This is a genomic window from Mangrovimonas aestuarii (genome assembly GCF_028767185.1).
In the GTDB taxonomy this organism is placed as follows: domain Bacteria; phylum Bacteroidota; class Bacteroidia; order Flavobacteriales; family Flavobacteriaceae; genus Mangrovimonas_B; species Mangrovimonas_B aestuarii.
Genome location: NZ_JARACK010000004.1, coordinates 30,245 through 56,658 on the forward strand (window position 1 = coordinate 30,245; position 26,414 = coordinate 56,658).

Annotated in this window: 17 protein-coding genes; 13 read left to right on the top strand and 4 right to left on the bottom strand. The window is 38.9% G+C overall.

Translation table 11 applies throughout. The features are described from left to right. Window positions 1-6: 6 nt before the first annotated feature. The 4 genes from PWU04_RS06315 to PWU04_RS06330 form a co-directional block, all read right to left on the bottom strand. Window positions 7-2,886, bottom strand: a complete 2,880-nt coding sequence (locus PWU04_RS06315) for an alpha-amylase family glycosyl hydrolase (RefSeq protein WP_274475068.1) — start codon at window positions 2,884-2,886, stop codon at window positions 7-9. Between the two features lie 77 nt (window positions 2,887-2,963). Further along, the gene (locus tag PWU04_RS06320) at window positions 2,964-4,160 is read right to left on the bottom strand and encodes a SusE domain-containing protein (RefSeq protein WP_274475069.1); all 1,197 of its coding nucleotides are present in this window, start codon (window positions 4,158-4,160) and stop codon (window positions 2,964-2,966) included. A gap of 19 nt (window positions 4,161-4,179) precedes the next feature. Further along, window positions 4,180-5,709, bottom strand: coding sequence for a RagB/SusD family nutrient uptake outer membrane protein (locus tag PWU04_RS06325; protein ID WP_274475074.1), 1,530 nt, complete (start codon window positions 5,707-5,709; stop codon window positions 4,180-4,182). 4 nt (window positions 5,710-5,713) lie between these two features. Beyond that, entirely contained in the window at window positions 5,714-8,791 is a 3,078-nt protein-coding gene (locus PWU04_RS06330) for a SusC/RagA family TonB-linked outer membrane protein (RefSeq protein ID WP_274475076.1), read from the bottom strand. 221 nt (window positions 8,792-9,012) lie between these two features. Here PWU04_RS06330 and PWU04_RS06335 point away from each other — a divergent pair, with 221 nt between their 5' ends. From PWU04_RS06335 to PWU04_RS06395, 13 genes are all read left to right on the top strand, one after another. Further along, the gene (locus tag PWU04_RS06335) at window positions 9,013-10,053 is read left to right on the top strand and encodes a LacI family DNA-binding transcriptional regulator (RefSeq protein ID WP_274475078.1); all 1,041 of its coding nucleotides are present in this window, start codon (window positions 9,013-9,015) and stop codon (window positions 10,051-10,053) included. A gap of 129 nt (window positions 10,054-10,182) precedes the next feature. Continuing rightward, on the top strand, window positions 10,183-11,562 hold the full coding sequence (locus tag PWU04_RS06340) for an MFS transporter (RefSeq protein ID WP_274475080.1): 1,380 nt from the start codon (window positions 10,183-10,185) through the stop codon (window positions 11,560-11,562). A gap of 1 nt (window position 11,563) precedes the next feature. Beyond that, on the top strand, window positions 11,564-12,220 hold the full coding sequence (gene pgmB / locus PWU04_RS06345; RefSeq protein ID WP_274475081.1) for a beta-phosphoglucomutase: 657 nt from the start codon (window positions 11,564-11,566) through the stop codon (window positions 12,218-12,220). A gap of 50 nt (window positions 12,221-12,270) precedes the next feature. After that, on the top strand, window positions 12,271-14,577 hold the full coding sequence (locus tag PWU04_RS06350; RefSeq protein ID WP_274475082.1) for a glycoside hydrolase family 65 protein: 2,307 nt from the start codon (window positions 12,271-12,273) through the stop codon (window positions 14,575-14,577). A 4-nt stretch (window positions 14,578-14,581) separates the two neighbouring features. Next, window positions 14,582-16,444, top strand: a complete 1,863-nt coding sequence (locus PWU04_RS06355) for a glycoside hydrolase family 13 protein (RefSeq protein WP_274475084.1) — start codon at window positions 14,582-14,584, stop codon at window positions 16,442-16,444. Beyond that, window positions 16,441-17,409, top strand: a complete 969-nt coding sequence (locus PWU04_RS06360; protein ID WP_274475085.1) for an alpha/beta hydrolase — start codon at window positions 16,441-16,443, stop codon at window positions 17,407-17,409. The genes PWU04_RS06355 and PWU04_RS06360 overlap by 4 nt, the downstream gene beginning before the upstream one ends. After that, window positions 17,410-19,800: a glycoside hydrolase family 31 protein gene (locus PWU04_RS06365; protein WP_274475087.1), complete on the top strand. Its 2,391-nt coding sequence runs from the start codon at window positions 17,410-17,412 to the stop codon at window positions 19,798-19,800. A gap of 3 nt (window positions 19,801-19,803) precedes the next feature. Then, a complete protein-coding gene (locus PWU04_RS06370) occupies window positions 19,804-21,252 on the top strand; it encodes an alpha-amylase family glycosyl hydrolase (RefSeq protein ID WP_274475089.1) in 1,449 nt (482 codons plus the stop codon). 128 nt (window positions 21,253-21,380) lie between these two features. Then, complete coding sequence (gene msrB, locus PWU04_RS06375) at window positions 21,381-21,842, top strand: peptide-methionine (R)-S-oxide reductase MsrB (RefSeq protein WP_274475090.1); 462 nt, start codon at window positions 21,381-21,383, stop codon at window positions 21,840-21,842. Next, window positions 21,835-22,380 carry a peptide-methionine (S)-S-oxide reductase MsrA gene (gene msrA, locus PWU04_RS06380; protein ID WP_274475374.1) on the top strand — a complete coding sequence of 182 codons (546 nt, stop codon included), beginning with the start codon at window positions 21,835-21,837 and terminating at the stop codon, window positions 22,378-22,380. The genes msrB and msrA overlap by 8 nt, the downstream gene beginning before the upstream one ends. 289 nt (window positions 22,381-22,669) lie before the next feature. Then, window positions 22,670-24,253, top strand: coding sequence for a protein adenylyltransferase SelO (locus PWU04_RS06385; RefSeq protein WP_274475093.1), 1,584 nt, complete (start codon window positions 22,670-22,672; stop codon window positions 24,251-24,253). Window positions 24,254-24,304: 51 nt separating this feature from the next. Next, window positions 24,305-25,177, top strand: a complete 873-nt coding sequence (locus PWU04_RS06390; RefSeq protein ID WP_274475094.1) for an acyl-CoA thioesterase — start codon at window positions 24,305-24,307, stop codon at window positions 25,175-25,177. Beyond that, window positions 25,178-26,389, top strand: a complete 1,212-nt coding sequence (locus PWU04_RS06395) for a BaiN/RdsA family NAD(P)/FAD-dependent oxidoreductase (RefSeq protein ID WP_274475095.1) — start codon at window positions 25,178-25,180, stop codon at window positions 26,387-26,389. It abuts the gene before it with no gap. Window positions 26,390-26,414: the final 25 nt, after the last annotated feature.

Below are 26,414 nucleotides of genomic sequence, written 5' to 3' on the forward strand. Positions count from 1 at the left end.
TAAAACTTACAATTTAACTAGTTTAGTAGTATGTTGTTTTCCATCTAAGCCTTGAATTTGGATAATATACATTCCAGGCTCGTAGTTACCTAATTGGAAAAGGTGATTTATGCTGTATGGCTTTTCATTGAACTTTTTAATCATTTTTCCAGTAATGTCGTAAACCTTAACAGAGCTAACATCTGTGTTGATGTAAAAACCATCTGAGGTTGGGTTAGGATAAAGGATTATATTGGTTTCGCTGATGTCTTTGATGCTTAAAGATTGAACTGATTGGTTTCCGTAAATTTTGAACTCACCAGGGGCTAATGAAATCGTAGCGGTTGTACTGCTAACGTTTATCGAAGTAGCGCCTGTATCGTCCATTAAATCATACCACGTTCCGGTATAAGGAAAATTTGGATTGATGTTTTGGGTAGTAACATCGAAATTGGAAATTATTACCACGTTCTTCAATTCGCTGCTCGGCAAAGTGTCGTCGAACACATAAATTTTAGGGGTTAGTGTGCCCGAAACAATGGTGTAGTCCCCCTTAAATACATCACGATTGGTTTTTAGTGCAATCATTCTGCTCCAATCGTTATAAATCTGATTACGGTTAGTGTTGGTTAGCCAATTTTCCGTCCATTGAGGTTGGGGTTTAGTAGATAGTTTGCAGTCGCCATTAGAACCATTTTGGTCGTTAACAGTGCCATCTGTACAAGTAAAGATTGAGTTATCCATACCCAAATCACCAAAGTGCCAAATCATTTTAGGGCCGGGAATGGTAAGCGAAACAGCTCCCAAAGCAGACATTCTTGATAGAGCAGTATTAAGGTCTTGAACGTCATAGCCACCCGATGAATTTCCATATTGTATATTTTTGTACATCAAACGTTCTTCATCATGACTTTCGGCATAACCTATCAATCGTTTTTCGGTAAATCCATGGCTTTCATGACCCATATGGTTTATGTTCGATCCTGAGGAATACCCCATAGTTAATTGGTTGTAAGGGTCAGTCATTTTTCCCCACATCATTATTCCTTTATCTTCGTTTAAACGATAATTTGCCCATTGCTGTTCTTCTGTATCCGTCCCTAAATGTTCAAAGATGATGTAAGAATCGGTATCTAAACTCCATTGGTAATCAGCGTACTGTTTTAATATATCTACACGATCTTGTTGATAGCTATTGGTGCAACTTTCATTTGAAGCCGTGCAGTTTTGGGTGAATCCTTTAGTAAGATCCCAGCGGAAGCCATCTACTTTAAATTCTTCGATCCAATGCTGTAATACACGTTCTACGTAATATTGTGTTCTTTCCTGTTGATGGTTAAAATCTGATCCAACATTATAAGAATGTCTTGCGAATTGGTTGAAATATGGGTTTTCAAGACTGGGATCTCCCCATCCGTCATTGTCGGGGTCACTCATCCACATACGAACCATAGGGTTTCTTCCAAAGGCGTGGTTGAGAGCAATATCTAAAATCACGGCAATACCATTTTGGTGACATAGGTCTATAAATTCTTTAAGCTTGTTCTCGGTGCCATAAAATTTATCCAAAGCCATGTGAAAGGCGGTGTTATATCCCCAACTCTCATTTCCTTCAAACTCCATTATGGGCATAAGTTCAATCGCATTGATGTTTAGATTTTTAAAATAGTCGATACGATCTATCAAATCTTGAAAGTTCCTGTTTTCATCAAAATCTCTAATCAATAATTCGTATACTACTAGGTCTTCTTTGTCTGGTTTTACAAAGTCTGTCACTTGCCAATTGTATGGTGTTTGGTTGGTTTGTAAAACAGTTACTTCACGCTCTTGTCCATTAGGGTAAGTAGGTAGGTTTGGATAGGCTGATGCTGAAATATACGGATCATCGAATGGCGACAAAACTAAAGTGGAAAATGGATCGGCCGTTTTTACCAGAACAGGAGAGTTGCTGATAGGTGTTTGGTCTGCAACCCAGTACTGATACGTGTAAACCTCGCCAGGAGTAAGGCCTGTTAATTCCAGCCAAAACATTCCATTTGAGCTGTCTTTTTTCATAGCGTATGCAGACGTTGGCTCATAATTGTTGAAGCTCCCAGCAACATAAACAAAATCCTTAAATGGTGCATCCAATACCAAAGTGGCTTTAGTGGCGTCAGTTTCATCATAATTGATTCCATTTACCATGTTTGTAGGTAGTGTTTGGGAAATTGTTCCCGGATTTATTAATACCGAAAAGGATTTGGTTAAGGTTTCTCCATTTTGAGTGACCTCCAGTTCATAGTTTTGATTGGATGTAATGTTGGTGTGGGTGAAAGAAAAGGAGCTTGTGTTGTTTTGAGTGTTTAGACTGCTGCCATTAGCTTTCAAGTTGTAATTGGCAGTCCCGTTTGTGTTTGTTGCAGAGATAGATAGACTGCCACCAGAGCTTAAAATAGTAGTGCTGTTTTCTTCTGGACTTGATAAAGATACCTGAAAAGAACCAACGTTGAAAAAGAAATCTGAGCAGCCATTATCTTTTAATTCTTGACTTCCGTCTCCATTTCTAAAGACCATACCTATTTTTGTAGCAGAAGAAGCTTGAGACGCATTTAAGCTATAGTATGTTTCAGGAACAAGCGTTATGCTCCAAGTGCCGTCTCCATTATTTGTCATTTCGCCAACACCATTGTCCTGTCCCCAGTTTCCAACTACACTAAACCCCCATGGGTTCGAGTCATCGCCAATGCCCGAGTGCATATATACTTCCGTTGGGTTGTTTAAGCCGTTGCAGTTGGTTGCTGTGCTATTGATATCTACTGTTATTGTGATAGATTGGTCTACGCTAAATGTAGAAGGTACAATTGTTACCTGAGACCAAGTTGCATGAGCGCTAAGTAGGATTAAAAATAAGAGTAATGTTTTTTTCATAATGCTCTTGTTTTAAATGTTAGGAGGTTATGAATTTTGTTCATAACCTCCAATTTTAAACTTTGATTTATTTGAAATCATTCTAAGGAAATAACCTTATTCACCGTATCAATAGTAAATAAATAAATACCAGAAACTCCTATAAACTTAAAATTGTTGTCCCCATCCGCAGCATCTATTAAATTTTCGTCTATGGTATATCCTTCACCTGTAAAATAAGGATAGTTTAACCCAGAGCCCCAGTTTTCATATTCAGTGAAGAATCTGAAATTTGCATCACCATCACTAGTAAACTCTACATAATTGGAGTAAACGCCGTCGCCAGAACAAATAACTTGAACAGGTGTAGACCATCCCCATCCAGCCGTAGGTAAGCCAGCACCAACTCCATAGAGGGTTTCATATTCACACTCTCCAGTTGGGACAGGGTCACTTAAGGTAATAGTTTTTGCATTAGTATCTATTTGTAGATAATACAGGCCTGTAGCTCCAATAAAGGCAAAATTGTTATCGCCATCCATGGCATCTACAAAGTTTTCATCTATTGTATAGCCTTCACCTGTAAAGTACGGATAGTTTAACCCAGATCCCCAGTTTTCTTCTTCGGTAAAGAATCTAAAGTTGTTGTCTGCTCCTCCATTGTTTTGTAATACTACATTACCACCATAAATACCGTCTCCTGAACAAGGTATGTTTACGGGAGTAGACCAACCCCATCCTGCGTCAGGTAATCCTGCTCCAACTCCCCAGAGTTGATCGTACTCACAATTGAAGGTTTCTTCACCAGTACTTTCAAATAATACAACCGTTAGAGTTTGTGGGTCCGTATAAGTTTCACTAGCCACTGTCCCAGATCCAGGTGCCGCTTTAGCTCTAAAATATATATCGCCGGTATTTGGAAGGCCGGTATCAGGATCTTCGCTTAGGCCTGCTGCGATTCCTATATCCCACATGTCTCCAATAGAGACAACAGCTTCATTACCTGAAGTTGAAGTAAAGTCTAACTCAATAGCATCGGAAAAATCGCCTAAAATGGAATATTCTATGGTGTAATTCACATTGGTAGGGGCTTCAAATTCAGCATTGTTCCATGTAAATCGTTCTCCTATGTTTGAGCTGGTTTCTTGAGTTAGTATATATTCTTCGAGTGTTGAATTAGTAAGCATAAACCCTTCTTGCGGGGCTGCTACAAAATCTAGGGTATCATCATCCTCACAAGACCAAAGGCTAGCAAAGGCGATAAGTATTAGTCCTAATAGTTTTATATTTTTCATGTTTTTGGTGGTTTTTTGGTTAGTATCCGTCGTTTTGAGTTAGGTTAGAGTTTCCTTCCAGGGCAGATTGTGGTATTGGAAATAAGTTATAGGTTGATGGGATTGCAGCTCCATTGAGAGCATTTCCTTTCCAGGGCCACAAATAGCTTCCGCCTGTAAACTTGCCGAAACGGATTAGGTCGGTTCGTCTGTGTCCTTCAAGGTTTAATTCCCTGGCACGCTCATCTAAAATGAAATCCAATGTTAAATCTCCCATAGAAATAGTAGAGGCATTGGCTCTTGAGCGCACTTGGTTTACATAGTCGAGTGCTTGCCCCATATCACCAGCGCCCCTAAGAGCACATTCGGCATACATCAGGTAGGCATCGGCCAGTCTAAACAATGGAAAATCTGTACTGGAAAATGATGTAGGTGTGGTTGGTCCGTTGAAATTTGAATTTCTAAACTTAGTTGAAGGGTAACCATCGGTCCACTCTTTATAATCGGTCATTTCGTAATTATGCCCTTCGGTCCAAAAGTAGCTGGCTCTCACATCTGGAGTGGTTTCCAAATCTCCATAAAGGCCATACCATGCTTTTGTTGCTCGGTGACCTGTCCAGCCATCTGTAGCTCCAAAATCTGATAAAGTCATTGTTTCTGTGCTTAAATTACCATTAATTATGTACGTTGTATTCCCATAACTTTGGCTAGTTTGAGCATCTGCCAATAGGGGAAAGATGATTTCTGGAGAGGTATCGTTATCTCCAGAAAAATTCAAGATAAAATCGTTTGCTAATTGATATCCTCCCTCGTTAATGACTTGAGATATATAGGTTGACGCATCACTATATCTTGCTGTACCTTTGTAAACCTCTGCGTTCATATATAACTTGGCTAAAAGCATTTGAGCAGTAGCCTTGTTAGCTTGACCATAGTTATTAGAGGCAGGTAAAACATCAATAATCTCCAAGAGTTCGTTTTCAGTAAACTCGAATAAATCTTGTCGAGATGACTCTGGCAATTGTTCTGTACTATTTAAATTTTCTTCGGTAGCCAAAGGCCCTTTTCCAAAACAGTCAATCATGTAATAATAGGCCAGAGCTCTTAAGAATCTAACTTCTGCAGCTACTTGCTCTTCATTTTCAACATCTACATTTTCAAGAATAAAAAGTAGATTGTTACACTGTGGAATGGTGTAATAAATCCTGTTGAACAAATATCTGAAGAACTTGTTGTTTTCATCCCAGTCTGAGGCGGTTGTTAATTGATCTAACCCATCGTCTCCCCATCTATTTTTCATAGCATCTGTTGTAAAGTCCTGGAGATTGATTATTCCTCTTAAGAATGGAGATTCTCCAGGATCGTCACTAATGTCTGATTCTGCAGGTCCTTCAACACTTGATAAGGCATAAGTAGCATATAATCTGGATAGGATTCCATCAATTGCACTTGGGTCTTGAGCAAGAAGTTGATCTAATGGTAGTTCAACTTTAGGTTCAGTATCTAAATCACTTGTGCAACCGCTAAGAATGGTTGCTAAGCTGAATAATGTTATAGCTATCTTTTTCATAATCTTAAAAGTCTAGGTTGATGCCAAAAGAATAAATTCTTGGTCTTGGGTAAAAATTGTTGTCAATGGCATTGAAGTTCTCAGGGTCCTGTCCACTATAGTTATCAATTAAAAAGGCATTGGTTACAGATCCGTAAAGCCTTAAAGAGGCTCCTTTTGTGAAATCAGGAATGTTCACGCCCAAAACAATGTTCTCGCATCTTAAAAATGCAGCAGATTCAAGATAGTAATCAGAATATATCATATTACCTTGAACTTCCTGAATACTAGGGTTGGCTGTACCATCATAAAAATTTAAAACATTGGTTAAACTGTTATTGTTGTTTGGCAATGCCTGATCGATTGAACCAGAGGCTATTCTTCTGGTGTTGTAAACTTGACCATCTAATTGTCCTCTAAAACTTGACGTTAAATCCCAGTTTTTATATGTAAAATTAAATCCAAATCCATATATCCAATTTGGTCGTAAAGGGGTATAATACCTATCGGCATTGGTGATGCGGTTGTCTCCATTAAGGTCAACAAAAGCGTCTTGGATAGGATTTCCGTCGGTGTCATAAACTTGTTTAAAAACCCATGCAGAATAAGGTTCTTCTCCTTCTGCGTTAACGGCACCATATACCCCTGTTCCCAAAGGAAGGTCCGATTCATCGTCAACCACTTGAGATTGACCTATATTGACCACCTCTGCTTTGGTATAACCTAAATTTCCATTTACACTAAAATTAACCTGGTCTTTTTGAACGAGGTTCAAGTTAAGGGTGGCTTCAAATCCTTCTGCTTTGGTTTCACCAATGTTCTTTAAAAAGCGATCTGATAAACCTTGTCCAGGAGGTACATTAACCTCAGATAAAAGATCTTTTGTGAATTTTCTGTAAACATCAAAAGATCCCGAGGCTATACCATTCTTAAATATATTAAAATCGACACCTAGGTTGTATGTTACCGTTTTTTCCCATGTCAAATCTGGATTGTATGGTTCAGCTGAATAAATGGGTAGACCAGGTAGGTAATTACTATTAGGGTCACCAGGAATAAACAGTGGTCTTGAAGGATAGTTGCCATATAGGCTAACAATATCCTGTTGACCGGTTTTCCCTATTCCTATTCTAAACTTAAGGTCGTTTACAAAAGAAGAGTCCATTAGGAATGATTCGTTAGAAACCCTCCAGGCTAAGGCGCCCGCAGGGAAAAAGCCCCAACGATTGTCTTTGGTAAATAATGAGGAACCATCATAACGTGCTGAAACCGTTAATAAGTATTTGTTATCAAAATCTATAATTGAACGTCCCAAAAAGGCTTGAAGATTTAAAACATCGTAATATCTATTGTTTAGGTTGTAAGGGTCAATTTTAGTTTGACGTAAACCAGATTCTAGATCATATTCATATTCTCGTTTATTTCCATCGTTTTTAAAATTTTGATAGGTGTACCCACCCTGAACTTCAAATCTGCGAAGGAATCCCTCGTAATCCTTGGCATAACGTAGAAAGGCATCCATGGTAACGTTGGTTACATGTTGTTCTTCAAAATAATTCTCGCCAGGGTTGAATACATAGTTTGTATTTATATCGTCGTTATTAGCGTCAAACTTGTAAGTTGCAATGGAGTTGTCTGAATAGGTTTCTTTGATCCATGCACGTGAAGACTCAGTTCCCAAATTTAAAATGGCACTTAATTCCGGTAGGAAGTGCATTTTATAGTCGAACTTTACGTTCCCAATGAATCGTAACAGTTCTTCTGGGCGTTTCCTTTGCTCTAATAATGCAAGAGGGTTGCTGGCACCGTCAAGAATTAATCGGTTTCCATCAACAGTAGTATTTTGATAGTATTTGCCAAATCGGTTATCAGGAGAATTGTCGTAAATCGGTTTTGTAGGGTCCATGGAAATTGCACCTCCTAATGCACCTTCTTCATCTATGGCGTTTTTGTTGGAATACAGTCCCTTTGCGTTAAGGTCAATTCTTAAATGATCGTCTAATAAGCTCGGGGTAAGTTTTATGGAGGCTGTTATCCTTTCATAATCACTGGTTTTTACAATTCCTTCGGTGTTGTTATATCCAACTGACGCTCTAAAGGGAGTTGTATTTGCAATACTTCCTCTGGCACTAAAATCATAGTTTGAAGAGAATGCTGTTCTGTAAATGGCATCCTGCCAGTCTGAATCGTAAATAGTACGTCCTTCAATTTGAGGGGTGCTAAGGTCGTCTGTTAAACCTGAACCGTCCTCTACACCCAGATAATTTGTAAAGTTGGGGTGGTATTCTTGAATAAATCGAACGAACTCATCTGAAGTCATCATGTCGATTTTCTGAGACACCTCACTTACGGTGGCGTTCGCAGAGAAGTTAAATTTTATTTCACCAGAAGTACCACTTTTAGTTGTGATAATAATAACCCCATTAGATGCTCTGTTACCGTAAATGGCACTGGCAGAAGCATCTTTTAGAACAGTTACGCTTTCAATGTCATTTGGGTTAATCATATTAAAAGGATTGCTTACCCCTGCAGGATTTTCTGTGTTCAGAGGAACGCCATCGATAACAATCAGCGGTGAGTTGTTAGCGTTTAAGGAAGAGCCTCCACGAATTCTAATGTTAGGAGCAGCGTCTGGTTGTCCGCCATTGGAGGTTATTCTAACACCAGGAAGTTTCCCTGTTATTAATTGATCTGCAGAAACTACAGGTCCTTTGTTGAAATCTTCATCAGAGATAACATCAATTGAACCCGTTAGGTCTTTTTTCTTCATGCTACCATACCCCACTATAACGATTTCGTCTAAGGCCGCAGTGTCTTCTGCGAGTTGTACGTTTAAAGGTGATTGCCCGGAGTAGGTAATCTCCAGGGTTTTGTAGCCTACATAAGAGAAGACAATAACATCGCCATTGTTTGCAGATAGTTGGTATTGTCCATCAAAATCGGTGACCGTACCAGAGGATGTCCCTTTAACAAGCACATTAACACCTGGTAAAGGGAGTTCTGAGGCTTGCTCGGTAACGGTACCCGTTACTGTGGTTTGAGCCCACATTAATGTAGGCGCCAAAAACAGTATAAACAGTATACTATTTAAAAGTGTTTTCATAAAAACGCTAGTTGGTTGATTCTTAGTTTAGTTAGTTTATATTTTCACTTCTCGATGTTAAATCTATGTAAAATTTGCCTACTTGTTTTGCGAAATTCGTAACGAAAACGTTTTCGTGTTGACAACTTATTGCTGTTTTTTCACAATCCTTATAAATTTAAGGAATTTGAGTCGATTTTAACAGAGTGTTTGTATTTTGCATGCAAATAACCCTTTCGCCTATGAAAAGAAAAGTGACTTTAAAGCAAATAGCTAGGGAGTTGGATGTGTCCATTTCAACGGTATCCAAAGCATTACGTAATTCAAAGGAAATTAGTGAGGATACGCGTCAAAAGGTGCAGGCTTTTGCGAAACTTTATAATTACCGCCCCAATAACATTGCTTTGAGTTTAAAGAATAGAAAGACCAGAACAATTGGCATTATTATTCCGGAAATTGTGCATCACTTTTTTTCTAAGGTTATCAGGGGCATAGAGTTGGTTGCCAACAAAAGAGGTTACAATGTAATTATTGGGTTGTCTAATGAATCTTTTGATAAAGAAGTGATTAACATGGAAATGTTGGCCAATGGGAGTATTGATGGTTTTATACTGTCTATATCCAAAGAGACACAATTGCAGCAAGATTACCATCACTTTAATGAAACTATTAGCCAAGGGATGCCCATTGTAATGTTCGATAGGGTGGTTAACGAGATTCGGTGTGATAAGGTTATTGTTGATGATTTGGAAGGGTCTAAAAAAGCCGTCAATAAACTTATAAATGATGGATGCAATCACATTGCAATTATTACAACTAAAGATTATGTAAGCGTTGGGAAGCTCAGGACTCAGGGATATTTAGAGGCTTTAGAGGAAAATGAAAGAGTGGCAGAGGCGAATTTAATTCTTAAAATAGATGATGAGTTGGATGCCGAAGATCATTTAGGGGAATTGGAAGCAGAGGTAGAACAACTGTTCAAACACAACAATAAGATTGATGGTGTCTTTGCTGTTAATGAACTATACGCTTTAACAGCAATGAAAGTAGCTAGAAAAATGGGATTGGCCATCCCAGAAGATATTCAGGTTATCGGTTTTACAGATGGTGTGTTGTCCAAACACGCAACGCCAAGTTTAACTACCGTAAGTCAACATGCCCAGCAAATGGGGGAGAAAGCTGCAGAAATGCTTATTGCAAAATTAGAGAGCGAAAGTCAGGAAGAAAGTTTTCAAACCGTTGTTATTGAGACCGAAATCATAGAACGGGAATCAACAAAATAAAAATTAAGGGTAGGAAACTAAAATCTTTTATATCTTTACCAACGATCAAAACTTATATTTTCACTTCTCACCTATAAGTTTTGATAAGTATCGCGCTTATCAAAATAGTATTAATTTAAACGTACTATAATGAAGAAGCGTACCCTTGGTTTTTGGGAAATCTGGAACATGAGTTTCGGTTTTTTGGGAATTCAATTCGGTTTTGCCTTACAGGGAGGCTTTATGTCTCGCATTTTCCAAACCTTAGGAGCAGAAAAAGATGCCATCCCACTGTTGTGGATTGCAGCACCTTTAACGGGATTAATTGTTCAGCCTATTATTGGATATTTGAGTGACAAAACTTGGAGTCCAAAATGGGGACGACGTCGCCCTTATTTCTTAATTGGAGCAATTTTAAGTTCCCTGGCATTGCTTTTTGTCCCGCATTCACCAGCTCTTTGGGTGGCAGTAGGATTTCTATGGATTCTCGATGCATCCATAAATGTATCTATGGAACCCTTTAGAGCACTTGTAGCCGATAAGCTTCCAAATTCCCAGCGGTCTTACGGATTTGTGGTGCAAACCCTTATTATTGGTATAGGAACCTGGATTGCCAGTAATTTACCTTGGCTTGTTTCCAAGCTTGGTGTTAGCGATTCGGCGCCTTCGGGTGTTGTGCCCATGTCTGTAAAAGTAGCTTTCGGAATAGGAGCAGTTGTATTTTTACTCAGTATCCTTTATACGGTATTTACCACTACTGAGTATCCACCGGAGGATATGGAGGAATTTGAAAGGGAGCGCCAAAAAAAGAACCAATTCATTCCAGACATACTTAACAATATTGGGAATATGCCACTAACCATGAAAAAGCTTGGTGTGGTCCAATTCTTCAGTTGGTTTGCCTTTTTTACCATGTGGAGTATGGCAAATCCGGCACTTACCGAGCATGTGTTTCATACACCAGCACCCATGGAGTCGGTTTACGATATGACCAATCCTTCCGATTTAGAAGCTTTTAATACTGCTAATACGGCTTTTCAAAAATCTTCAAATTTAGTAGGTTCGGCAATGGGGGTTTATGGGTTGTCCTCAATGGCTTTTGCCCTTATTCTTTCTTTTTATACTTCAAAACGAAGAATAAACAGAAAGTATGTGCATATGATATCTTTAATATTAGGGGGGCTTGGCTTCTTATTGATGTACTTAATTCCAACTCCTGGATTTTTAAAGGTATCGTTTATTCTTGTTGGAGTCGCTTGGGGGAGCATTCTTTCTATGCCTTATGCCATGTTGTCGAGTTCTGTAGATCCTAAACGAATGGGGGTTTTTATGGGTATCTTCAACATGTTTATTGTTATCCCTCAAATTATAGCAGCGATAGGAGGTATTAATTTTATTTCCAATTTAATAGGCGATAAGGCTATCAATGCAATGATTGTTGCTGGTATGAGTTTGATTATTGCAGGAATGTGTAACTTGTTGATAACGAATAAGGACGCAATTAGTTATCAACCAGAAATAGAAGGGTAGGATGAAAACAAAAGGATTCATATTTGACTTAGATGGGGTAATCGTCGACACAGCGAAATACCATTTTTTAGCGTGGAGAAAGTTGGCCAATAGTATTGGAGTGGATTTTACCGAAGTCCAGAATGAACAACTTAAAGGTGTGAGCCGCATTAAGTCACTTGAAAAAATATTGGCTTGGGGAGATGTTTCGGTTTCCGATGATCATTTTATGGAACTCATGGCTAGAAAGAATGACGATTACCTGAAATACATAAACAACATGGACGAGCAGGAAATCCTTCCTGATGTTAATCGTGTACTCAAGTTTTTAATTGAAAGTAAACAACCTATTGCCTTGGGATCGGCAAGCAAGAATGCTAGGGCAATTCTTAAAAAAGTAGGGCTATTTGAAAGGTTTGATGCTATTGTAGATGGAAATGATGTTACAAAAGCCAAACCAAGTCCTGAAGTGTTTTTAAAAGCTGCGGAGCAATTGAATATCGATCCAAAGGACTGCATTGTATTTGAAGACTCAGTCGCGGGAATTCAAGCCGCTAATACCGGAGGAATGGTATCTATTGGTATTGGTGATAAAGATGTTTTAGGTAAAGCCAATATGGTCTTTACCAATTTTACGGAAATGGCGACTGAAGTGTTAGCCAATCTTATAAAAAAATAAAGTGTGCACTTGGGAAAGTCTGTTTGCTTTTCCTCTTATTTTAAAGAACAATGAATCAAGATTATATTAAACCGGATAGTTGGTCGATTATTGAAGAGGGTTTTGATGCCCAACGTGTTAAATCGACAGAGAGTTTAATGAGTATAGGTAATGGCGCCATGGGGCAACGTGCCAATTTTGAAGAACACTATTCTGGGTCAACTTTTCAAGGAAGCTATATCGGTGGGGTCTATTACCCCGATAAAACCAGAGTTGGTTGGTGGAAAAATGGCTACCCAGAATACTTTGCTAAAGTCCTCAATGCACCTAATTGGATAGGCATAAATGTGAGCATTGATGGTGAATATTTGGATTTGAATGCATGCAAGGCAGTAGAAAGCTTCCGCAGGGAATTGAATATGAAAGAAGGCTGGTTGGGAAGAAGCTTTCATGCTACTCTTAAAAACGGTGTTGAGCTAAAAGTGGAAGCCAAACGCTTTTTAAGTTTGGAACTGGATGAGCTTGGCGCTATTCAGTTTAGTGTAACACCATTGAATAAAGACGTAAGCATTACATATTCGACATATATTGATGGCGGTATTAAAAATGAGGATAGCAACTGGGATGACCAGTTTTGGAATGTTACCAAAGCTTCTACCGATGGAGAACAAGCTTTCTTAGAAGCCCATACTATGAAAACAGAGTTTCATACCTGTACCTTTATGCAGTCCCAGTGTTTTCTTGATAGCAAGCAATTAAGTCTAAAGCCTGAAATTACTCAAGACCCTTTCAAAGTGAGTATGGCTTATAGCCAAAACATTCCCAAAAACCAGTCGTTCGCTATTCATAAGTATGGAGGGTACACAGTAGATCGAAATCACGATAAAAATCAATTGGTTGCTGCAGCAAAAAGTGTTTTGGAAAAAGCAATTGAATTAGGTTTTGATGAGTTGCTGAAAAAGCAAAAAGAAGATTGGAAGGCAATTTGGGATATGGCGGATATTACCATTACAGGAGATGTAAAAGCGCAACAGGCTATACGGTTCAATATCTTCCAGTTAAACCAGACCTATTCAGGTAAAGATCCAGGGCTTAATATTGGTCCAAAAGGGTTCACTGGAGAAAAATATGGAGGGAGTACCTATTGGGATACCGAAGCCTATTGTATTCCATTTTACATGGCTACCAAAGATCAGCAGGTGGCGAGAAACCTTTTGACCTATCGTTACAATCAGTTAGGAAAAGCCATAGAAAACGCGGAAAAATTAGGGTTTTCAAATGGTGCGGCATTGTATCCTATGGTGACAATGAATGGTGAGGAATGCCATAACGAATGGGAGATTACTTTTGAGGAAATCCATCGTAACGGAGCCATTGCATTCGCAATTTATAACTATCATCGTTTTACCAACGATTACAGTTACATTCCAGAAAAAGGTTTGGAAGTATTAATTGGTATTGCCCGTTTTTGGCATCAACGTGCTACCTATTCCACAGTAAAAAATAAGTATGTTATTCTTGGAGTAACTGGACCTAATGAATACGAAAACAATATAAACAATAACTGGTATACCAATTATATAGCACAATGGTCTATTAACTATGCCATTGAAAATATAGACCTTATTGAGAAAGATTATGAGTCGGATTATACCAGAATCATGAATAAGGCAAAGCTTTCTAAGGCAGAAATTGCAAAATGGAAAGAAGTTGCAGATAATATGTATTTTCCATATTCTGAAAAACATAATGTTTACTTACAGCAAGATGGCTTTTTGGATAAGGAGTTGATAACAGTCAAGGATTTAGATCAATCACAGCGTCCTATCAATCAATATTGGTCTTGGGACAGAATCCTTAGGTCACCTTACATAAAACAAGCCGATACGCTTCAAGGCTTCTATTTCTTTGAAGACCGTTTTACAACGGACGAACTGGAACGTCATTTTGATTTTTATGAACCATTTACGGTTCACGAAAGTTCATTGTCTCCTTGTGTGCATAGTATACAAGCGGCAAAACTTGAACGCATGGAACAGGCCTATCAGTTTTATTTAAGGACATCACGATTGGATCTGGACGATTACAATAAAGAGGTAGAGGAAGGGCTGCATATTACTTCTATGGCAGGAACTTGGATGAGTATTGTTGAAGGTTTTGGAGGTATGCGTGTTAAGGGAGGTAAATTGTCTTTTGAACCTAAAATACCTAAACAATGGGAGGCTTATTCATTTAAGGTAAACTTTAGAAACCAAATTTTAAAGGTTAATGTTTCTCAAAACGAAACCGAATTTGAATTAGATGGAGATACGAATTTAAACATTAAGGTCAATGGGGATGAGGTAAAGGTATCTCCTCACACTTCGGTTAAAATATAAAGGAATGAATCGATTTTTGGCTTTAATGATACTGTTTTTGTCCGCAGAAACTTTTTCTCAAGTAGAACGGTTTGAACCGCCTAATTGGTGGGTGGGGTTTAAGGAATCTCACTTGCAGTTATTAGTGAAGGTTGATGGTATTTCAGCATACGAGCCGCATATTGATTACAAAGGTGTTTCAATTGAAAAGGTACACAAAGCCAAAAGTCCCAATTATCTTTTTATTGATTTGAATATCGAAAAGGATGCAAGACCGGGAAGTTTTGATATTGTTTTTAAGTCTAAAAAGGGAAAGACTAAAACTCATACATATCAATTAAAAGCTAGAGCCAAAGCCGCTGACGATTTTGAAGGCTTCAACAGTTCTGATGTTATTTACTTGATTACTCCAGATCGTTTTGTAAACGGAGATCCTTCTAATGATGTGGATACGTCTCTTCGTGAAAAGTCTATAAACAGGCAAGACGATTATGCACGTCATGGTGGGGATATAAAAGGAATAATAGATCACTTGGATTATATCGAGCAGATGGGATTTACCACCATTTGGCCAACGCCCTTGTTGACTAACGACATGCCCGAAGCATCCTATCACGGCTATGCCATTACCGATTATTATCAGGTTGATTCTCGATTTGGAACATTGGATGACTACAAAGAATTAGCTGATAAAATCCATCGAAAAGACATGAAATTAATCATGGATATGGTAGCCAATCATTGTGGTAGTTACCATTGGTGGATGAACGATTTACCTTTTGACGATTGGGTTAATCAACAGCAGGCTTATGAAAATGGTAAAGCTGTAAAAAACTCCAATCATCGCCGTACCGTAAATCAGGATTTGTACGCTGCTCAATATGATGAGGAGGAGATGAACCAAGGGTGGTTTGTGTCAACCATGCCAGATCTTAATCAGAGAAATCCGTTTATGGCCAAGTACATCATTCAAAACAATATTTGGTGGATTGAAACATTACAATTGGATGGTATTCGACAGGATACTTACCCTTATCCAGATAAGGAATTTATGAGTGAATGGGCTGGAACGATTATGAAGGAATACCCAAATTTCAATATCGTTGGGGAAGAGTGGAGTTTAAATCCTCTTTTGGTGAGATATTGGCAAGAGGGTACGCCTAACAAGGAAGAGTATGTGTCTAACTTAAAATCTACTATGGATTTCCCAATGCAAAGAGCCATTGTTGAGGCATTAAACGAAGAAGGAGTGTGGGGTAAAGGGTTGGTGAAAATGTACGAGGGATTGGCAAACGATTTCGCTTATACTTCACCGGAAAACATTATGCTGTTTCCAGATAATCACGATATGGATCGCATTTTTACTCAGTTAAATGAAGATGTGACCAATACTAAAATGGCATTGGCTTATATAATGACATTGCCTCGAATTCCTCAAATATATTATGGTACAGAGGTGCTGATTGATAATTCGGAAAAACCTAATGACCATGGTTTGATTCGAACTGATTTCCCTGGAGGTTGGAACGGAGATACCATAAATGGATTTACTGGAAAAGGATTGTCGGGTAATCAGAAAGAGTTTCAGGAATTTCTCAAGTCTTTATTGAGCTTCAGAAAGAACAGTAAAGCTATTCATAAAGGTAAAACAGTTCATTTTTCACCACTTAATGGAACATACATTTTGTTTCGAATTTTGGATGATGAAGTGGTTGTTTTAATTCTGAATAAAAATAAAGAGCCTATAACTTTAGACCTTAACCGATACGAGGAAATAGGCTTAAAAGGAAAGACTTTGAAAAATATTATCTCAGGAGATGATTTCCAGTGGAGTGATAAAATCACTCTAAAAGAAAGAGGTGTAACGCTAATGACAACAAAATTATGATAAGGGTTATCACATTCTGTTTGTTTTCTGCTCTTATGCTTTCTTGTAAAAACGACAAGAAAGCAATTGGACTATCACAAGAAAAAGTAGTGGATATCATTACTGAAACTGTCAATGCACACCTTTCCCATGGAACTCTAAATCGCATAGAAAAATTTCCATCAAAGTATGTCCAGCCAAGACATGTTGATGTTTGGTTGCCCGATAATTATTCCGAGACAAAAAAATATGCGGTACTCTATATGCACGATGGTCAAATGTTGTTTGACAGTACCTCGACCTGGAACCATCAGGAATGGAAGATCGACGAGATAGCTTCACGATTAATGAAAGAGCAAAAAGTAAAAAACTTTATCGTAGTGGGGATTTGGAACATTTCCGAAATCCGTTGGCAGGATTATTTCCCAGAGAAAGCCTTTAGTTATCTTTCTGAAAAAGATAAGGACTCCATTAAAAAGTCAGGCAATGATAAGTTTAAAGTAGCGTTTCATGCCGATAATTACCTGAAGTTTCTTGTTGAAGAACTGAAGCCTTTTGTTGATTCTCACTATGCTACCATAGCCGATGAGCAGAATACTTTTGTTGCCGGTTCTAGTATGGGTGGGCTTATTTCTATGTATGCCATATCAGAATATCCAAAGGTGTTTGGTGGTGCAGCTTGCATTTCTACCCATTGGCCAGGCATAATGCCAAAAGATGATAATCCTGTGCCTCAAGCGATATTCGATTATATGCGAGCAAATTTACCGTCTCCTAAAAACCACAAGTTCTATTTTGATTATGGAACCCAAACGCTCGATGCATATTATCCACAATATGCGGATGAGGTTGATAGTATCTTCAAGGAAAAGGGATACACTCAAGAAAATTTTAGAAATCTAAAGTTTGAAGGTCAGGACCATTCGGAGAACTCATGGAACAAACGATTGGATGTTCCGTTTACTTTTTTACTGAGCAAAGAATAAATGAAAAAACTAATAGTATTAATATTATGTCTTAGCAGTCAACTGTTGTTGGCTCAAAACCCTTCAAGAATCTTTAAGGAGGCAAAAGTAACAGGTGATGGTGTGCTGTCTGTAACGGTGAATGATGGTGAGTATCGTATTAATTTCTACACTTCAGAGATAATAGAAACCTCATTTATTCCCAAGGAAGAGTCCTTTAACCCCAATTCGCATGCGGTGGTTTTAAAAGAAACTGTTTCGAATGCAAAATTGTCAAAGCATGATGACAACATTATTTACGGTACTGAAGACTTGTATGTAAAAATTCAAAAGCAGCCTTTTCAGATTTCCTATTACCGTAATGATGATTTAGTGATTTCCGAAAAGGGAGGGTATATCAAAAACGACAGCTTGGAGACCATTCAGTTTAACCTAACTAAGGATGAAGTTTTGTATGGTGGGGGAGCAAGAGCTTTGGGAATGAACAGAAGAGGATACCGATTACAACTGTACAATAGAGCACATTATGGTTATGAAACCCATAGTGAACTGATGAATTATACCATGCCGATTATGGTGTCGTCAAATCAGTATTTGGTTCATTTTGATAATGCGCCAATAGGATTTTTGGATTTAGATAGCCGTAAAGATAATACCTTAACATACGAAACCATTTCAGGTCGTAAAACCTATCAAATTGTGGTAGGTGATTCTTGGATGGATATCATGGATAACTATACAGATTTGACCGGAAAGCAGCCCATGTTGCCACGTTGGGCTATGGGGAATTTTTCAAGTCGATTTGGCTACCATTCACAACAGGAAACCCTTGGGACTATCGCCAACTTTAAAAAGGACAGTATTCCCGTGGATGCCATTATTTTGGATTTGTATTGGTTTGGAAAAGAAGTGAAGGGAACTATGGGCAACTTAAAGTTTTTTAAGGACTCTTTTCCGTCACCTAACAAAATGATCAAGGAGCTTCGTGATAACAATGTAGAAACCATTTTAATTACTGAACCTTTTGTCTTAAAAACATCCAACAGATGGGGTGAAGTGGTAGAAAAGGATGTGATAGCAAAAGATTCAATAGGCAATCCCTTTACTTACGATTTCTATTTTGGAAATACGGGGCTTATAGATATTTATAGCAAAAAGGGCAATGCTTGGTTTAAGGATGTTTACACAGATTTATACCAAAAGGGAGTAACTGGCATTTGGGGAGACTTGGGGGAGCCCGAAGTACATCCATCGAAATTAATTCATGCCACAGGTACTGCAGATGAGGTTCATAATATTTATGGGCATGATTGGGCAAAGTTGGTTTACGAGTCTTTTCATGAGATAAGCCCCAATCAACGTCCATTTATCCTTATGCGTGCCGGCTATTCAGGGTCACAGCGATATGGAATGGTGCCTTGGTCGGGTGATGTAAACCGAACTTGGGGTGGATTGCAAAGCCAACCTGAAATAGCGTTGCAAATGGGAATGCAGGGCATAGGGTTTATGCATTCCGATTTGGGAGGGTTTGCAGGAGCCAATCTAGATGATGAACTTTACGTGCGTTGGTTGCAATATGGGGTGTTTCAACCCATATACAGACCGCATGCTCAAGAGGAAGTTGCAAGTGAGCCGGTATTCCGAAGTAATTGGGCAAAATCTTTAGCGAAACAGGCTATTGAATTGCGTTATCAGTTGCTGCCATATAATTACAATTTGAGCTTTCAGAATAACAAAAAAGGAAAGCCTTTGATGCGTCCGTTGTTTTTTGATGAACCAAGCAATGAAAATTTGTTGACGTATTCTGCGGCTTATTTGTGGGGAGATGATATCCTTGTTGCACCAATTTTAAAGTCTGGGGTTAAAGAGAAAGAAGTGTATTTCCCTAAGCCTTCAAATTGGTTCGATTTTTATTCGGGAGAGCAATATCGTGCAGGAAGCACTCATAGTGTAAAGGTTAATGAAAACCACATTCCAACTTTTGTAAGAGGAGGAAGCTTTGTTCCTATGGCTAAACCAATGCAGTCGACCAAAGAATACAACGGAAAAGATTTGGTACTCCACTATTATTTAGACGATCAAGTAAGTTCATCTGAGTACGAGTTGTATAACGATGATGGGATTACCAATAATGCTTATGAAAATAGACAATATGAACTGTTGCAGTTTACTGCCAATCTTGATAAAAACAAATTACAGATTGAATATAATGCTGAGTTAGGCAAAGCGTATTCGGTAGAGACGAAGACGATTACATTGGTCGTTCATAACCTTGAAAAGGAACCGAAAAATATAAAAGTAGACGGAAAGTCGGTTGATGCTGTTTGGAATAGTGCAGACAAAACCGTTACAGCGAAAACAACATGGAAAACCAATAACCAAAAAAATATATTATTTAAGTTAAAAAAGTAATACATGAGAAAATCAATTATAAGCTGTTTGGCGCTAGCTGCAATTTTATCGGGGTGTAAAGACCAAAAACAGGAAGCTGTTGTGGCTTCTCCTGTTGAGCAAGCTCCTAAAGAAACTATAGCCCCCGTGAGCGATGCTATCATGGAATCCGGAATTATTTACGAGGCAAACATCAGGCAGTATTCCCAAGAAGGAACATTCGATGCGTTTACCAAAGATATTCCGCAGCTAAAAGAATTAGGTGTAAAAATCATTTGGCTAATGCCGGTATTCCCGATTTCAGAAACCAAACGTAAGGCAACAGGAGGAGACGACAGTAAGTATGTTTCTGAAATGCCAGAAAGTGAACAAAGCAAGTACTTGGGCAGTTATTATGCTGTTTCGGATTATACTAAAATCAATCCAGAGTACGGAACTATTGAGGATTTTCGTGAATTGGTGAAAACCGCTCATGATAACGGGATGTACGTGATTTTAGATTGGGTGCCTAACCATACAGGTTGGGATCATCATTGGTTAACCGAGCATCCAGATTATTTTGTAAAAAATAATGACGGGGAGATTACAGATCCGTTGAATGAAGATGGGACATCAAAAGGTTGGGGTGATGTGGCTCAGTTGGATTATTCCAATCCGGAATTGAGAAAGGCAATGATAAACGATATGATGTATTGGGTAGCCGAGGAGGATGTTGATGGATTTAGATGTGACCATGTCGATCCTACTCCAATCGAGTTTTGGGAAGAAGCCATCGGTACTTTAGAACAGAAAAAAGAGCTGTTTATGTTGGCAGAGTCTGATAAGCCAAGATTTTTAAAGGATGATTTATTCGATATGGTTTACGGATGGCGAAGCCATCATATGATGAACCATATGGCTCAAGGAAAAAATACGGTTGCAGATTGGAACAAATTAATGGTTGAATTAGATAGCATGTATCCCGGTCATGCCATTATTATGAACTTTGTGACCAACCATGACGAGAATTCTTGGGCAGGTACTGTTGATGAGCGTTTGGGTGATGCTTCCGAATTGATGACAGCGCTTGCTTATATGACTCCGGGTATGCCATTAATTTATTCTGGACAGGAATACGGTTTAGATCACCGTTTAAAGTTCTTTGAAAAGGACAGTATTCCAAAAACCAAAGGAGAGGAATGGGAGTTGTTGATGAAATTGGCAGAACTTAAGTTGGAGAATGTTGCCCTAAATGGAGGAAAGCAGGCCGCCGATTATAAAACTGTTGAATTTGATAACCCTAATGTATTAGTGTTTAAAAGAAATAAGAACGGGCAAACCGTAACTTTTGTTGGGAATATTTCGGCAGAAGAACAAAGTTTTACAAATGTGCTTCCCGGAAAGTTCAAGGACTTCTTGGTTGATAAAAAAATAGAGTTTAAGGAAGATAGTATCACCCTGAAACCTTGGGAGTTTAAAATACTAGTTGATTAATTAGTTGTTTTGTACTGTGCTCATGTAAGTTAAAGTACTACTATACGACCACTTTCGTGAGTTCAATGAAAAGATGTCTTTTATCGTTAAGGCATCTTTTTTAATTTTACAAAGAAAGGAAACAGACTATGTTAAGCTGGAAAGACGTCATTAATTTTAGTGTGAATGGAAACCCTGAACCAGATCGTAGGGTAGAAAAAACCGAAGCCGAATGGCAGGCGCAACTGACTCCTGATCAATTCAGGATAACCCGTTTAAAGGGGACGGAAGCACCTCATTCGGGAGCCTTGTGTTCTACTCACGATGCTGGGAAGTATAAATGTGTTTGTTGCAATAGTTTGCTGTTCGACTCAACCATTAAGTTTGAATCGGGTTCTGGTTGGCCCAGCTTTACGCAGCCCATTCAACTAAATGCTATAAAGTATAAAAAAGACACCTCCTATGGTATGATAAGGGTTGAGGTGATGTGCAATGTGTGCGATGCGCATTTGGGGCATGTGTTTCCCGATGGTCCTCCACCAAGTGGGTTGAGGTATTGCGTGAATTCAGAGTCGATTACCATTGAAAAGGAAGGGGGCGATGATGAGTGATTTTCAAAAAGCAACTTTTGGGGGAGGATGCTTTTGGTGTACCGAAGCCATTTTTCAGCAGCTAAAGGGTGTTCATAAAGTGGTTTCCGGTTATTCTGGGGGAACTGTTCCTGGTAAACCTACCTATAGGGAGATCTGTTCTGGTTTAACCGGGCATGCCGAGGTGGTGCAGATAGAGTTCGATCCCGAAGTGATTTCCTATCAGGATTTGTTGGTGATTTTTATGACGAGCCATAATCCAACCACATTAAACTCCCAAGGTGCGGATTTTGGTACCCAGTACCGATCGGTGATTTTTTACCATGACGAGCAGCAAAAAGAGATTGCAGAAGGCGTTATTAAAGCTTTGCAGCCCTATTTTGAAAAAACTATAGTTACGGAGATTAGTCCGATAAGGGAGTTTTTTGAGGCAGAAGATTACCATCAGGATTATTATTTGAAAGACCCAAACAAGCCCTATTGCATGGCGGTAATCGATCCTAAATTGAGAAAACTGCGAAACATGTATGCCGATAAGTTAAAAACATCAAATGTCTGACAAAGACACATACATCAAACTGTCATCCTGAGGAGGGCAACAGCCCGAAGTGAGGATCTTTCACTAGCGTAAGCGGGAGAAAATAGAAGTACGTACTAAACTCCTTTGAACATATGCTCACGGCACTGCGTGCCTCAGCATGACATGTCATTGAGAGTTCTGGAAACAAAAAAGGCACCTCGAACAGAGTGCTCTCCTTATTGCTAATTCCTTTTTATCCATAGTAAAGCCCCATCTTTGCAAAAGAATGCCTAAATTAAAGAATACGCGTTTCAACAACCGAAAGACTATGAAACTCAATATAAACGATACATTTAACACAGAACTTCCTGCAGATCCAATTGAAGAAAATACCAGGCGGCAGGTGGACGAGGCTTGTTTTTCGTATGCAACACCGAAGCAAACCTCTAATCCGGAATTGCTTCATGTTTCAAGCGCTATGGCTGCTAATTTGGGAATCGATGAAGATAAATTGAAGTCGCAAGAGTTTTTGAATGTATTTAGCGGAAACCAAGTAATTGAAGGGACAAAGCCTTATGCCATGTGCTATGGTGGACATCAGTTTGGTCATTGGGCAGGGCAGTTGGGTGACGGTCGAGCCATTAACTTAGCTGAAGTTTTGCATGAGGGAAAACGATGGGCGCTTCAGCTAAAAGGCGCTGGCGAGACACCTTATTCTCGTCAAGGAGATGGTTTTGCTGTTTTACGTTCATCCATTCGAGAGTACTTATGCAGTGAGGCAATGTACTATCTCGGTGTGCCTACTACACGAGCCTTGTCTTTGGCATTGACGGGAGATAAAGTACTAAGGGACGTTATGTACGATGGTAATCCCGCTTACGAGAAAGGTGCTGTTGTATGTCGCGTATCACCAACTTTTTTACGCTTTGGTAATTACGAGATTTTTGCAGCCCGAAACGATGTGAAAAATCTTAAAATACTTGTCGATTATACACTTAAACATTTCTATCCCCATTTGGGGGCGCCTTCAAAAGAAGCCTATGCTGCATTCTTTAAGGAAGTGGTAGATCGTACATTGGAAATGATTGTTCATTGGCAACGGGTTGGTTTTGTTCATGGGGTGATGAATACAGATAATATGTCCATTTTAGGGTTGACGATAGATTATGGGCCATATGGTTGGTTGGAAGGTTTCGATTTTAGCTGGACACCCAATACTACGGATAGTCAGCACAAGCGTTACAGATATGGGAATCAGCCCAACATCGGTTTGTGGAATTTATACCAGTTGGCAAATGCACTGTATCCGCTTATCGAAGATGCGAAACCTTTGGAAGCCGCTTTGGATTCCTATAAGAACGATTTTGAAAAGCACTCTTTGAAAATGATGCGTTCTAAATTGGGATTGGAACAGGAATTGAGTGACGATGGTAAATTGATAAGGGATTTAGAAGATGTGCTTCACCTATCTGAAACCGATATGACCATTTTCTTTAGAAAACTTAGTGAGTTCAAAAAAGTTGATACAATTCTAGAGGACGAAAGTGATTCCTCATTTTTAAATATCATAAAGGATCCTTTTTATAAACCAGATGAACTGAAAGGTGGTGTGCTTGAAAAATGGAGAGATTGGTTCATTAATTATAAACAGCGGCTGAACGAAGAAATTATAAGTGATGAGCAGCGCATGGAAAGAATGAATCTGGTGAATCCTAAGTATGTGTTGCGAAACTATATGGCGCAAATGGCTATTGATAAAGCAGATGAAGGTGATTACAGTTTGATTGGTGAGTTGTTCGAGTTGCTCAAAAAACCTTATGATGAGCAGCCAGAACAGGAAAAGTGGTTTGCCAAACGTCCCGAATGGGCAAGACATAAAGTGGGATGTTCTATGTTGTCTTGCAGTTCGTAGTTTAATCTTGGTCAATTATTTTTAGGATATTTGCATTTAAAAGCCATTTGTATGACTAGTGTAAACGAGCTCTTAGAGCATTTAGATCTTCAATCAATAGAGAAAAATCTGTTTAAAGGAGCAAACCAACCTGTTGGAAGTCCAAATGTTTTTGGCGGACAGGTCTTGGCGCAAGCTTTGAATGCTGCTTATAAAACCATTGACAATGGGCGTACGTTGCACTCAACACATGCTTATTTTTTGGAAGCAGGTCATCTAAACGAGCCAATAAATTATCAGGTTGACGATGTACGTGACGGGGGTAGCTTTTCAACCCGTAGGGTGTTGGCAAGCCAAAATGGGAAGTCCATTTTTATCTTGGCAGCATCGTTCCATAAAGATGAACCCGGCTATAATCATCAAATACAAATGGATGCTTCGGTGAAGAAACCCGAAGAATTATTGAGTTGGACAGATTTGTTAAATCAATATGGTAAGATGTTACCAGATGTAACTAAATCGTTTTTAGAGATTAATCGTCCAATAGAATTCAAGCCAACTACAATTGTGAATCCGTTGGAGAAAAAGGATTTGCCGCCGTTTACAAATGTTTGGTTTAAGTTAAAGGGAGATGTTTCAGAATTAACTTTGCCTTTAAAGCAACAAATCCTTACCTATATTTCCGATTATAATATTCTAACCACTGCTTTACAGCCTCATGCTTCCAAAGCGCATTACGGTAATACACAAATGGCCAGCTTAGATCATTCCATGTGGTATTTCAGAGATTTCGATTTCGATGATTGGCTGTTGTTTTCAATAGAAACCCCAAATGCTTCAAACGCAAGAGGTTTTGCCAAAGGAAACATTTTTACTCGTGATGGAGTGCTGGTAGCATCTGTAGCCCAAGAAGGATTAATGCGTCCACTTTCAAAACAACCCTAAATGCAACATTACGATGTTATAGTTATAGGAGGTGGTGCAGCGGGTTTCTTTGGTGCAATAAATATTTGCGAAAACAATCCTAAGCTTAAGATTGCTGTTTTGGAAAAGAGCAAAGAGGTACTCACCAAAGTAAAGGTCTCCGGTGGCGGACGCTGTAATGTTACGCATGCAGAATTTATTCCACAGGAATTGGTGAGATATTATCCTAGAGGTGAAAAGGAATTATTGGGGCCTTTCCATAGTTTTATGACAGGCGATACCATTGCTTGGTTTGAAGAACGAGGCGTTACTCTTAAAATAGAAGAGGATGGTAGAATGTTTCCGGTTTCTGACTCTTCCCAAACCATTATAGATTGTTTTATAAACGAAACCAAACGATTGGAAATTGATGTGCTTACAAGTCATGCAGTAAAGTCGGTTGCGAAAGAAAATGAAGCATGGTTGATCAATTCAAGTCAAGGTGATTTTATGTGCAATAAGTTGATGATAGCTACGGGGAGTAGCCCGAAAGTTTGGAAGCTTTTGGAAAAACTAGGGCATTCCATTGTTCCTCCAGTACCATCGCTGTTTACGTTTAACATTAAGGATGATAGGTTAAAGGATATTCCTGGTGTTGTTGTGCAGCAGGTAGAGGTGAAAGTGTTGGGAACAGACTTGGAGTCTACTGGACCATTATTGGTCACCCATTGGGGATTGAGTGCGCCATCCATTTTAAAATTATCAGCATTTGGAGCATTGGAATTAGCAAAGCTTAATTATGAGTTTCATATAGAAATCAACTTTATAGGAATGTCCAATGAAGTGTGCTTGGAAAGCTTGAAATCACTTAAACAGGACTTGGCAAAGAAGACTGTTCTTAAGTCGCATCAGTTTAATTTACCTAAACGCTTGTGGTGGCAACTTATAAAAGCTGCAGATATACCAGAGGGTAGACGTTGGGCAGATTTAACCAAAACTGAACTTCAGGCATTGACTAATCAGTTGACACAGGCTGTTTTTAATGTTGATGGGAAAAGTACGTTCAAGGAAGAGTTTGTTACAGCAGGGGGAGTTGATTTACGGGAAATCAATTTTAAAACCTTCCAAAGTAAACTTCATGATAGTCTCTATTTAGCGGGCGAGGTGTTGAATATCGATGCAGTAACAGGAGGCTTTAACTTCCAAAACGCATGGACAGGAGCTTTTATGGCTGCTAAGCATATTGCAGGTTAAGATGATCATAACTAAGTAACAAACA

What these genes read in the sequence shown, in the direction of transcription:
- PWU04_RS06320 (WP_274475069.1), bottom strand. Translation starts at nt 4,160, where the DNA reads ATGAAAAATATAAAACTATTAGGACTAATACTTATCGCCTTTGCTAGC.
- PWU04_RS06355 (WP_274475084.1), top strand. Translation starts at nt 14,582, where the DNA reads ATGAATCGATTTTTGGCTTTAATGATACTGTTTTTGTCCGCAGAAACT.
- PWU04_RS06365 (WP_274475087.1), top strand. Translation starts at nt 17,410, where the DNA reads ATGAAAAAACTAATAGTATTAATATTATGTCTTAGCAGTCAACTGTTG.
- PWU04_RS06370 (WP_274475089.1), top strand. Translation starts at nt 19,804, where the DNA reads ATGAGAAAATCAATTATAAGCTGTTTGGCGCTAGCTGCAATTTTATCG.
- PWU04_RS06385 (WP_274475093.1), top strand. Translation starts at nt 22,670, where the DNA reads ATGAAACTCAATATAAACGATACATTTAACACAGAACTTCCTGCAGAT.
- PWU04_RS06350 (WP_274475082.1), top strand. Translation starts at nt 12,271, where the DNA reads ATGAATCAAGATTATATTAAACCGGATAGTTGGTCGATTATTGAAGAG.
- PWU04_RS06395 (WP_274475095.1), top strand. Translation starts at nt 25,178, where the DNA reads ATGCAACATTACGATGTTATAGTTATAGGAGGTGGTGCAGCGGGTTTC.
- PWU04_RS06390 (WP_274475094.1), top strand. Translation starts at nt 24,305, where the DNA reads ATGACTAGTGTAAACGAGCTCTTAGAGCATTTAGATCTTCAATCAATA.
- PWU04_RS06330 (WP_274475076.1), bottom strand. Translation starts at nt 8,791, where the DNA reads ATGAAAACACTTTTAAATAGTATACTGTTTATACTGTTTTTGGCGCCT.
- PWU04_RS06325 (WP_274475074.1), bottom strand. Translation starts at nt 5,709, where the DNA reads ATGAAAAAGATAGCTATAACATTATTCAGCTTAGCAACCATTCTTAGC.
- PWU04_RS06315 (WP_274475068.1), bottom strand. Translation starts at nt 2,886, where the DNA reads ATGAAAAAAACATTACTCTTATTTTTAATCCTACTTAGCGCTCATGCA.
- msrA (WP_274475374.1), top strand. Translation starts at nt 21,835, where the DNA reads ATGAGTGATTTTCAAAAAGCAACTTTTGGGGGAGGATGCTTTTGGTGT.
- msrB (WP_274475090.1), top strand. Translation starts at nt 21,381, where the DNA reads ATGTTAAGCTGGAAAGACGTCATTAATTTTAGTGTGAATGGAAACCCT.
- PWU04_RS06340 (WP_274475080.1), top strand. Translation starts at nt 10,183, where the DNA reads ATGAAGAAGCGTACCCTTGGTTTTTGGGAAATCTGGAACATGAGTTTC.
- PWU04_RS06335 (WP_274475078.1), top strand. Translation starts at nt 9,013, where the DNA reads ATGAAAAGAAAAGTGACTTTAAAGCAAATAGCTAGGGAGTTGGATGTG.
- PWU04_RS06360 (WP_274475085.1), top strand. Translation starts at nt 16,441, where the DNA reads ATGATAAGGGTTATCACATTCTGTTTGTTTTCTGCTCTTATGCTTTCT.
- pgmB (WP_274475081.1), top strand. Translation starts at nt 11,564, where the DNA reads ATGAAAACAAAAGGATTCATATTTGACTTAGATGGGGTAATCGTCGAC.